The sequence below is a fragment of the Streptomyces sp. NPDC051636 genome (genome assembly GCF_044453765.1).
In the GTDB taxonomy this organism is placed as follows: domain Bacteria; phylum Actinomycetota; class Actinomycetes; order Streptomycetales; family Streptomycetaceae; genus Streptomyces.
On record NZ_JBITDA010000068.1, the window covers coordinates 1 to 7,921 of the forward strand.

6 protein-coding genes and 6 pseudogenes are annotated in these 7,921 nt (G+C 68.3%); 8 read left to right on the forward strand and 4 right to left on the reverse strand.

All coding sequences use genetic code 11. From position 1 onward, the window contains the following. Window positions 1-16: 16 nt before the first annotated feature. Window positions 17-409, reverse strand: a pseudogene (locus tag ACIBBH_RS41990) (transposase); the annotation flags it as partial. 91 nt (window positions 410-500) lie between these two features. On the opposite strand from ACIBBH_RS41990, the pseudogene ACIBBH_RS41995 reads away from it, so the two are divergent. The 6 genes and pseudogenes from ACIBBH_RS41995 to ACIBBH_RS42020 all read left to right on the forward strand — a co-directional run. Beyond that, window positions 501-642, forward strand: a pseudogene (locus ACIBBH_RS41995) (IS5/IS1182 family transposase); the annotation flags it as partial. A 116-nt stretch (window positions 643-758) separates the two neighbouring features. Next, window positions 759-1,568 (forward strand): ABC transporter ATP-binding protein, encoded by an 810-nt coding sequence (locus ACIBBH_RS42000; protein ID WP_399414206.1) that lies wholly within the window; start codon window positions 759-761, stop codon window positions 1,566-1,568. Beyond that, window positions 1,565-2,326 (forward strand): ABC transporter permease, encoded by a 762-nt coding sequence (locus ACIBBH_RS42005; RefSeq protein WP_399414208.1) that lies wholly within the window; start codon window positions 1,565-1,567, stop codon window positions 2,324-2,326. Before ACIBBH_RS42000 ends, ACIBBH_RS42005 begins: the two co-directional genes overlap by 4 nt. Window positions 2,327-2,341: 15 nt before the next feature. Then, the gene (locus ACIBBH_RS42010) at window positions 2,342-3,136 is read left to right on the forward strand and encodes a MerR family transcriptional regulator (RefSeq protein WP_399414210.1); all 795 of its coding nucleotides are present in this window, start codon (window positions 2,342-2,344) and stop codon (window positions 3,134-3,136) included. Between the two features lie 177 nt (window positions 3,137-3,313). Then, window positions 3,314-3,928, forward strand: a pseudogene (locus ACIBBH_RS42015) (DUF4158 domain-containing protein); the annotation flags it as partial. A gap of 13 nt (window positions 3,929-3,941) precedes the next feature. Next, window positions 3,942-4,373: pseudogene (locus ACIBBH_RS42020) on the forward strand (Tn3 family transposase); the annotation flags it as partial. Window positions 4,374-4,581: 208 nt separating this feature from the next. On the opposite strand, the gene ACIBBH_RS42025 reads toward ACIBBH_RS42020, so the two are convergent. After that, window positions 4,582-5,361, reverse strand: coding sequence for an SDR family NAD(P)-dependent oxidoreductase (locus tag ACIBBH_RS42025; RefSeq protein ID WP_399414212.1), 780 nt, complete (start codon window positions 5,359-5,361; stop codon window positions 4,582-4,584). Then, a pseudogene (locus tag ACIBBH_RS42030) lies at window positions 5,358-5,848 on the reverse strand (YbaK/EbsC family protein). Before ACIBBH_RS42030 ends, ACIBBH_RS42025 begins: the two are co-directional and overlap by 4 nt. A gap of 121 nt (window positions 5,849-5,969) precedes the next feature. On the opposite strand from ACIBBH_RS42030, the gene ACIBBH_RS42035 reads away from it, so the two are divergent. Further along, on the forward strand, window positions 5,970-6,488 hold the full coding sequence (locus tag ACIBBH_RS42035) for a helix-turn-helix domain-containing protein (protein WP_399414214.1): 519 nt from the start codon (window positions 5,970-5,972) through the stop codon (window positions 6,486-6,488). Between the two features lie 33 nt (window positions 6,489-6,521). Here the strand turns inward: ACIBBH_RS42035 and ACIBBH_RS42040 are convergent. Then, window positions 6,522-7,351: pseudogene (locus ACIBBH_RS42040) on the reverse strand (tyrosine-type recombinase/integrase); the annotation flags it as partial. A gap of 48 nt (window positions 7,352-7,399) precedes the next feature. Between ACIBBH_RS42040 and ACIBBH_RS42045 the strand changes: the two are divergent. Next, entirely contained in the window at window positions 7,400-7,747 is a 348-nt protein-coding gene (locus ACIBBH_RS42045; RefSeq protein WP_399414217.1) for a hypothetical protein, read from the forward strand. Window positions 7,748-7,921: the final 174 nt, after the last annotated feature.

Sequence of the window (7,921 nt, forward strand, 5' to 3'; positions counted from 1 at the left end):
GCCCTTCGCTGAGCGACTACTCAACGCGAGCAGATGGGGTGCCGTCGACGGAATACGCGACACTTGAACATGCGACCTCACCAGTCCCGAGGCCGTCATAGCGGACGGCGAGCTTGTCGTATCGCGTGGCGACCGCGCGGTGGCGTTTGAGGCGATTGATGCCGCGCTCCACCGCGTGGCGTTCCTTGTAGTCGGTCTTGTCGAACTTCGGCGGCCGGCCACCGTGCGAACCGCGTTTCTTGCGGTTGGCGACCTGGTCGCGCTTCTCCGGGACCGTGCAGCGGATACCGCGCTTGCGCAGGTAGGCGCGGTTCGCGCGGGAGCCGTACGCCTTGTCGGCTCGAACCTTGTCCGGCCGGGTGCACGGGCGGCCCGGCCCGAGCCTGGGCACCCGGATACGGCTCAGGACCACCTACATCATCAGCACGTCGTGGTCCTGTTTTCCGAACGGGCGACTGGCGGCATTGATGCTGACCTGGAGTGACGCGTCGCGTAAGTGTCCGGGACGTACTCAGCGCACGCTGGAGGATCTGTTCTCCGACGCCGACGCCGAAGGCGTGAAGCTGCGGCTCGACGGCACAGGTGCAAGTCCGCCGCCCACGTGCAGGCCGCCCGGGTCGCAAGGCGTTCGTCTCCGGCAAGACTTGGATGCCGTGGTCGGAGCGGGCTTGACCTTGACGCTGGGTCAACCCTCCATCCTTCCGGCAGGGGCGTCCTCGCAGACGCGTGGAACAGCTCCGCAAAGGAGGCAGATGACCATGACGGCCCAAACGATCGCCGGTCCGGCGATGCGCGTGCAGGGTCTGGAGAAGTCGTACGGGAAGCTCGAAGTGCTGCGCGGTGTGGACTTCGACGTGGCGCCGGGCAGCATCTTCGCCCTGCTCGGCTCCAATGGGGCGGGCAAGACCACGACCGTGAGGATCCTCGCCACGCTCCTGAAGGCCGACGCTGGGACGGCGAGCGTCAATGGCTTCGACGTCGCCACGCAACCGGCGAACGTGCGGGAGTCCATCAGTCTCACCGGGCAGTTCGCGGCCGTCGACGAGATCCTCAGCGGTCGGGAGAACCTTGCCCTCGTCGCCAGGCTGCGCCACCTCAAGGACCCGGGCGCGATCGCGGATGACCTGCTGAGGCGTTTTTCGCTGAACGAGGCGGGCGCGCGGCGAGTGTCCACGTATTCGGGTGGGATGCGCCGCCGACTGGACATCGCGATGAGTCTCATCGGGAATTCGCCGGTGATTTTCCTGGACGAGCCGACGGCCGGACTCGACCCCGAGGCGCGCATTGAGGTGTGGGATGCGGTCAAGGAGCTCGCCGGCCACGGAACGACGGTGCTGCTCACCACGCAGTATCTGGACGAGGCCGAGCAGCTGGCCGACCGGATCGCGATCCTCCACCAGGGTCGGATCATCGTGAACGGCACCCTCACCGAGCTCAAGCAGCTCTTCCCGCCCGCCAAGGTCGAGTACGTCGAGAAACAGCCGACTCTGGAGGAGATCTTCCTCACGGTCATCGGCGGCGGCGACAAGAGCGACGCCACTGGCACGACAACTGGGGGACAAGGATGACCGCGTACTTCTTCAGCGACACTGCCGCGCTCACGGGGCGGACCCTGCGCCATGTCACACGCAGTATGGACACCCTCATCACGACCGTCATCACGCCGGTCGCCATGATGCTGATGTTCGTCTACGTGTTCGGCGGCGCCATTGATACCGGGTCGGTTTCGTACGTGAACTACATGCTGCCCGGCATCCTGCTCATGACCATCGCGTCGGGCATCTCCTACACCGCGTACCGGCTGTTCACCGATGTGAAGAGCGGGATCTTTGAGCGATTCCAGTCCATGCCGATCGCGCGGTCGGGTGTGCTGTGGGCCCATGTCGTCACCTCTCTGGTCGCCAACCTGATCGCGCTCGTGCTCGTCGTGGGCGTCGCTGTGCTCATGGGCTTCCGCTCAGGGGCAGGTGTGTCGGCATGGCTCGCGGTCGCCGGCATCCTGCTCTTGTTCACCCTGGCGCTGACCTGGCTCGCCGTGATCCCCGGGCTCTCCGCGTCGTCGGTCGAGGGAGCGGGCGCGTTCGCCTACCCGCTCATCTTCCTGCCGTTCGTCAGCTCGGCGTTCGTGCCCACAAAGACGATGCCCGGCCCAGTGCGCTGGTTCGCCGAGCATCAGCCGGTGACGTCGATCGTCAACACGATCCGTGCTCTGTTCACAGGGCAGCCGGTCGGCGACGACATCTGGACCGCCCTCGCCTGGTGCGTCGGCATCCTCGTCGTGGCGTACGTCTTCGCGATGGCCGCCTATCGCCGGAAGATCGCCTGAGGCAGTCTGAGACCCATGCTCACCATCAGCCAGCTCGCGGCGTACGCCGGGGTGACGGTACGGGCGGTACGCCACTACCACCAGATCGGCCTGCTGCCCGAGCCCGAGCGCGACCGGTCCGGGTACCGGACCTACGACGCTGGTGCGGTCGTGCGACTGATCCGGATCCGCACCCTGGCCGATGCCGGCGTGCCGCTGGCCAGGGTGCAGGAACTCCTCGACGCCGGCCCGGAGGAGTTCGCCGCCGGCGTCGAGGAGATCGACAAGGATCTGCGCGCCGAGATCCGGCGGTTGCAGGGCACCCGCAGACGGCTCGCCCAGCTCGCCGTCGGAGAGCACCTGGCGCTGCCGCAGAGCGTGGTGGACTACCTCGACCGGCTGCGCGGTCTCGGCGTCGAGGAGCAGTACATCGAGATGGAGCGGGATGCCTGGATCATGATCGCCGCCCAGGTGCCGCACCTGATCGACTCCGTGATCGCCAAGAAGCACGAGGAGCTGGACGACCCCGACATGGTGAAGCTCTACAGCCTTCTCAGCGGGGCACTCGACTGGTCGGCCGACGACCCGCGGATCGTCGAGGTCGCCGACATCATGGAGCGCCTGATGATTCGCGCTGTGGAGGCCGGCGAGGTGGGTGCCGACGACGGCATCGACGACCAGTTCGTCGACCTCTTGGACTCAACCATGGTCGAGTCCTCACCGGGCGCGGCGCGGCTGTTGGCGATCCTGGAGGAGCGGGGCTGGAGGGGCTGGACCCGCATCGAGCGAGTGCCTGCCGACAGGCTCAACACTGAGCTGCCGCCATCTTGAGAAGCCGTATCTCAACCGAACGTGATTCCTTGATTTCTGCTGTTCGGGGGTTGAGGAACATCGGAACGAAAACCGGCGCTGAGCCTCCCGCGCACCTGAGAGCGCTTTGACCTGGACTTCTTTGAGGGCGGAGCCTTCAGCAAGTCGAGTTGATCATTGACTGTGTGGAGGTCCGGGGTGCCGGTCGAGTTTCTGACGGATCAGCAAGCTGCCGAGTACGCGGCGTTTCACGGGGCGCCGCCCCGTACGGAGTTGGAGGGGTACTTCTTCCTGGATGACGCGGACCGCGAGCTGGTCGAGGCCAAACGGCGATCCCACAACCGCCTGGGCTTCGCCGCGCAGCTGACGACCGTGCGCTACCTCGGGGTCTTCCTCGACGACCCGACCGACATCCCGCCGGAGGTCGCCGAGTACCTCGCCGAGCAGCTCGGCATCGCGGACGCGTCGGTACTCAAGGCGTACGGCGAGCGGGAGAACACCCGCCTGGATCACGTGCGTGAGCTGCGGCGAATCCTGGAGTACACGGAGTTCGCCGAGGCGGAAGCCGAATTGCGGGTGTGGGTGGACGCGCGGGCCTGGACGACCGGGGAGGGGCCGAAAGCGCTGTTCGACGCGGCGGTGGGGTGGCTGCGCGAGCGGCGGGTGCTGCTGCCCGGAGTGACGACGCTCGTACGGCTGGTGGCCTCGGTGCGGGAGGCGGCGAACCAACGGCTGTGGGACAGCCTCTACGGGCTGCTCACCACCGGCCAGCGGGCAGTGCTGGACTCCCTGTTGAACGTGCCCCGGGGGTCCGGGTGTCGGAGCTGGGGACGCGATCGCGCACTACGGGCGGATCGCCAAGTCACTGCACATCCTGCGCCTGGCCGACGAGCCCGGCTACCGCCGCCAGATCAAGGCGCAGGCCAACCTCCAGGAGGGCCGCCACGCCCTCGCCCGGAAGATCTTCCACGGCCGCTCCGGACAGCTCTACCAGCGCTACCAGGACGGCATGGAAGACCAGATCGGCGCCCTCGGCCTGGCCCTCAACGCCGTCGTCCTCTTCAACACCCGCTACGTGGACGCCGCGGTGAACCAGCTGCGCGCGGACGGCTTCGACGTCCGCGACGAGGACGTGGCCCGCCTCTCGCCGTTCGTGCGGCAGCACATCAACATGCTCGGCCGCTACTCCTTCCAACTCTCCGACATACCCGGCGGACTGCGCCCCCTACGCGATCCGCATGCCCCCAAGGACGAGTGACCGCCTCCTGCCGGGTCACCTGCATCCCCGCGTTGGCGCTATTCAGCATCGGAGTGGGTGCAGCGAGGCGCCAGGGACGGCGGCTCGCTGCACCCACTTGGGTTCTTCGGCGGCGGGCCTGGTACACGACATGCCGACAGGCATGCCCGCGGCAGATCGAATTGTCCTTGGCTTGGGCCGGGGCCGGGGCAGCCCAGGACCGTCGCTGTCAGTGGGCGGTCCAGCCTCCGTCGACCGGAAGTACGGCACCCGTGAGGTAAGAGGCCGCTGGGCTGGCCAGCAGGACTGCCGCGCCGACCAGTTCTTCAGGGTCGGCCCAGCGCCCCATGGGGACTTGGTGATCGAGGAAGTCCCGTACGTGCGGGTCGTCATCGATGCCGTCGTTCAACGGTGTGCGAAAGGGACCTGGAGCCAGCGCGTTGACACAGATACCGGCGCCGGCGAGTTCGGCACCAAGGCTGCGGGTGAGTTGGATGACCGCGCCCTTACTGGCCGCGTAGCCTGCCCGACCTGCGGCACCGACGAGCCCGAGAGCACTGGCCAAGGTGACGATGCGGCCATACCCGGCACTGCGCATCACCGGTACGACCGCCTGGCAGGCGAGGAAGGTTCCGACGACATTGACATCCAGGCAGCGACGCAACGTGACAGCGTCGAGCGCCCCGAGCTCGCCTCGCGCCTGGATCCCGGCGCTGGTCACCAGCACGTCCACACGGCCGTACTCAGTGACGATCTCCTCGACGAGGTGGTGAACCTCGTCCTCCTCGGTTACGTCGCAGGCGAGGCCCAAGGCAGCATTGCCCGTCTGGGCAGCGATCTCGGCCGCCGCCTGACGGCACACCTCTGGCCGCCGGCTGGCCACCACTGTCGTGCATCCGGCGGACGCCAGGCCCAGCGCGATGGCCCGGCCGAGCCCGGTCGAGCCCCCGGTGACCAGAGCCACCTGCCCGGACAGATCCGTCCCCGGGCCGACGGACCCGTTCGTCATGGGCCGACGGGGAGCAGAAGTCCACCTGTGAACCGGACAAGTTCGCCAGCGGTGGTGGGGAAGACCGTGCGGGGAGTTCCGGCGGCGGCCCAGACCCGGGCGTAGTCGGCCAGCGCTGCATCGACCACGGTGGGAAGCGCACGGGGGTGGCCGACGGGTGCCACACCTCCGATCGCCTGTCCGGTGGCCTGGCGTACCTGCTCGGGGGTGGCGCGCCGGAGCTTGCCACGCCCCCACCGGGCGGCGAGTGCCGTGGTGTCCACCTTGTGCTGACCACTGGCCAGAACCAGAACGGGTTCATCATCGGAGATGAACACGAGACTGTTGGCAATCGCACCCACGTCGCACCCCAGGGCCGATGCAGCCTCGGCGGCCGTGCGCGTCGACTCCGCAGCTCGCGTACCTGACCCGCGACGCCGGCCGCAGCGAGGACGCGGGCCACCTGCATGCTGCGAACGGGCAGGGACGCGTTTTCCTGAGGCCCCATGAGACTCCTTCATACGAGGTCGCATCATCACGTGTTCCATATACAGAACGTTCCGTATGTGGAACGATAGGTCTCGCGCGGCATCGGATCAACTGGCCTCGGCAACAAGGAGGGGCTCACCATGGACCTGGCCACTCGCGTCGGATTGCGCCTGCGGGAATTGCGCGAAGCGCAGGGGATGTCACTGTCCGAGCTGGCCCGCAGGTCCAAGATCGGCAAGGGGACGCTCTCCGAGTTGGAGAGCGGCCGGCGCAATCCCACCCTGGAAACGCTCTATGCTCTGACGACGGCCCTCAAAGTGCCCCTCAGCACAGCGCTGCACAATCTCGCCTTTCCCACCAAGGTCTCTGGTCACGCCGTGGACGCCGTCCTCACCGAGCGATTTGAGACTGCTGCTGCGGTCACGGAAACCTACCGAGTGCGCATCCGCGCGGGAACGACGCAGGAGTCCGCCGCCCACACCCCCGGCACAACAGAGGACATCATCGTCCTCGCCGGCACCGCGCGCGTCGGCGTACTCTCCGCTCCTGCCCTGATCGGCCCCGGCATGCATGGCAGTTGGGCCGCCGACGTTCCGCACTTGTACCAAGCACCGTCCGGAGACGTCGAGGCTCTGCTGATCGTGCGCTACCCACAGTGAACCCTCATCGGCCCCATACCGGGCCGACAGCGGTCAGCGCCTGCTGTCGCCGGGCGCGAGAAGACTGGTGACTTCGGCGACCGCGTCCGCAGAGGGATGGAAGTAGCGCCGTACGTTCTCGGGCTTCTTGTGCCGGGACTTGGCCATGAGCATCAGCAGACTCGCCCCGGCCTCGCCGAGGTGAGTGAGTCCGGAGTGCCGCCACTCGTGCAGGTCCCAGCCCGTGCCGCTCTGGCCGCCGAGGGCGGTGTGCTCGTCCAGCAGCATGCGGGCCTGCCCGTACGACAGCCGGACCAGCCCAGTGTCCGGGCACACGTCGCGCGCGCTGACGACCTTGCCGGGGCCCGGCCTGCGGTGGGTGACGAACACCGGCCCACGCGTACGGCCCTTGAGCAGGCGAGGCAGCAGGCGGGCGGTGCCGGCGTCCCAGTACACGGTCTCCAGCACGTAGTCCTCGCGCACCGCGCCGCGGCGGCGGGTGCGCGGCCGGGCGCCCTTGGCCTTCACTGGGGCGCGGCGCCCGGCGAGATCCAGTTCCTCGACGTTGACGCCGAGGATCTCCTCCGACCGCGCGACGGTCTCGTACAGCATCCGCCAGAGCGTCTTCTCCCGGAGATGGACATCGCGGCGGGCGATCAGCCGGTCGATGGCCATCTTCGAGCGGGCCGGGGTCTCTGAGTCCGGCGGGGTCAGCCGCTTCGCCCACGCTGGCACCCTCGGGCCGTCATACCCGTGCTCGCCGCACCAGCTCAGCCACGACAGCACTGCCGCCCGGCGGGCGTTCCAGGTGTTGACCGCCGCCTCACCCACAGCTGTTCGAGGGCGCCGCCGATCTCGTCGTCCGCGACCGTGGCGAGCGAGCGGTCTTTCTGGTCGAGGCCCTGGCTGTGTCCGCCGCCGGGACGACTGCCGTGACCGAGGCGGAGCAGGAAACGGCGTCACCAGTGCCAGTGTCGGTGCCGGGCTCGACGGTGCCGCCCTGGCGGGACGGGCTGCCGGTGACGGTGCTGGCACCGGACTACCAGCGGATTCTGGGCATGCTGGAGGACCGGCGGTCAGCGGGCAGGGGACCGGCGAAGGCGAAGGAGATCACGGTGGAGCTGGGCTTGGGGACGACGCCGGCGAAGGTCGAGGGGGTGCGCTCGAAGGCCAGGCGCCTGGCCGAGCGCGGGTGGCTTCTGCAGGAGACGTCGGGGATGTTCAGCGCCGGCCGGCGGCCCGTGGCCGCGCCAGACGGCGGCTGCGCGGGAGGGTCCTAAGGAAAGACGTCCCGCTTCCTGCGGGGAAATGCAGGTGCAAGGCCTGCCCGGCGCTCCAACCTGAAGCTCCGCCCCTGGTCAGCCAGGGGCGGAGCTTTTGCGTGTATGCGGTTGCTGAGGCGGTCGGCGGAGTCGAGCCCCCGATCGGGCCCAAATGTTGAGGGGGCTGACCCC

Bases quoted from the DNA above. Each gene is read 5' to 3' on its own strand.
- ACIBBH_RS42000 (WP_399414206.1), top strand. From the start codon at position 759: ATGACGGCCCAAACGATCGCCGGTCCGGCGATGCGCGTGCAGGGTCTG.
- ACIBBH_RS42005 (WP_399414208.1), top strand. From the start codon at position 1,565: ATGACCGCGTACTTCTTCAGCGACACTGCCGCGCTCACGGGGCGGACC.
- ACIBBH_RS42010 (WP_399414210.1), top strand. From the start codon at position 2,342: ATGCTCACCATCAGCCAGCTCGCGGCGTACGCCGGGGTGACGGTACGG.
- ACIBBH_RS42025 (WP_399414212.1), bottom strand. From the start codon at position 5,361: ATGACGAACGGGTCCGTCGGCCCGGGGACGGATCTGTCCGGGCAGGTG.
- ACIBBH_RS42035 (WP_399414214.1), top strand. From the start codon at position 5,970: ATGGACCTGGCCACTCGCGTCGGATTGCGCCTGCGGGAATTGCGCGAA.